The sequence below is a fragment of the Campylobacter parajejuni genome (genome assembly GCF_046764905.1).
Taxonomy (GTDB): domain Bacteria; phylum Campylobacterota; class Campylobacteria; order Campylobacterales; family Campylobacteraceae; genus Campylobacter_D.
The window spans coordinates 1-1,298 of sequence record NZ_JBKORB010000024.1 but is presented as its reverse complement, the minus strand read 5'-3'; the positions used below and the strand labels follow the sequence as shown (position 1 = coordinate 1,298).

Below are 1,298 nucleotides of genomic sequence, written 5' to 3'. Positions count from 1 at the left end.
AACCACTAAGGATAATGTTGAAATTGCTAATGAGAGTGCTGTTATTTCTAATACAGTTAGTGATATAGCAAGTAATATATTGGAAGACATTAAAAAGAAAAGATTTTAACTCTAAACACCCCTATTCTAAAATTCCTTAGAATAGGGTCTATCATTTTTATCTACAATAAAAATTGACTTATTTTTAAATTTCTCAAATAAATACAAGGAGTAACTTTTATGAAAAAAGAATATGGTTTTATGGGCAAAGGTAGTAGTTTAAAATTTAAACTTTCTGCAATTTCTAACACTATTGCAATTTTAGCATTGATTATTTTAGGCATTACAAGCTTTTATTTCACAAAAAATGCTTTACTTGATAGCGTTATCGCAGCTGAAACAAATTATATGAGTTCGGCTAAAAATTCTATTGAAAATTTTGATGGTATTAATATTAGAGCCGTTACAAAATTAGAAAATAGTATTTTATCTTTACCTTATGAAAAGCTAAATTCTCAAGAAAATATCGAGCATAATGTAGGTTCCATACTTAAGAATTTTAAAGACGGGGGAAGTTTTTTGGCGGTTTATATAGGATTTGAAAGCGGAGACAAAATCGCTAGCGACCCAAACAGCGATAAGAAAAATATAGAATTAAGCAAAAGTGGGCCTAGTATCAATGGCTATGATGCTAGAAAAAGAGGCTGGTATATCGAGGCCAATAAAAACCCTAACAAAATATACACCACCCCAATCTACATTGACTCCGTAACTAATCTTCCTTGTTTTACTTATGCAAAGGCTCTTTATAAAGATGGCAAATACATAGGGACCTTAGCGATTGATAAACTTGTTACCGATTTGCAAGAAGAATTTAACAGACTTCCGGGAAGAACTTTTGCGTTTGATTCTCAAGATGCGATATTTGCTTCTTCGGACCCTAAATTTGAAGGCAAAAATCCCGATATAGCCATTCTACAAAAAGAATGGACAAAAGTCGGCGATAACAATATATTCTACTACACAGGAAATGATAATATAAAAAGATTTGCCATATGCACTAAGGTAAATTATTATACAGCGTGTATTGCGGAGTCTTTGGATGTTATCAATGCTCCTGTGGCAAAAATGGCTTATATACAAGTCATCATCGTTTTAATCATAGTTGTGCTAAGCATTATCCTTCTTTATTTCATCGTTTCTCGTTATCTCTCCCCACTCTCTTCCATTCAATCAGGACTAAATTCCTTCTTTGATTTCATCAATCATAAAACAAAAAACATAGCTACTATTGATGTAAAAACTAATGATGAATTTGG

The 1,298-nt window shown here is 31.7% G+C and carries 1 protein-coding gene and 1 pseudogene; both read left to right on the top strand.

Annotation, left to right across the window (positions count from 1 at the left end):
* A pseudogene (locus ACLL8X_RS09260) lies at positions 1-109 on the top strand (methyl-accepting chemotaxis protein); the annotation flags it as partial.
* Between the two features lie 110 nt (positions 110-219).
* A partial coding sequence (locus ACLL8X_RS09255; protein WP_411990627.1) for a cache domain-containing protein occupies positions 220-1,298 on the top strand: 1,079 nt, incomplete at its 3' end.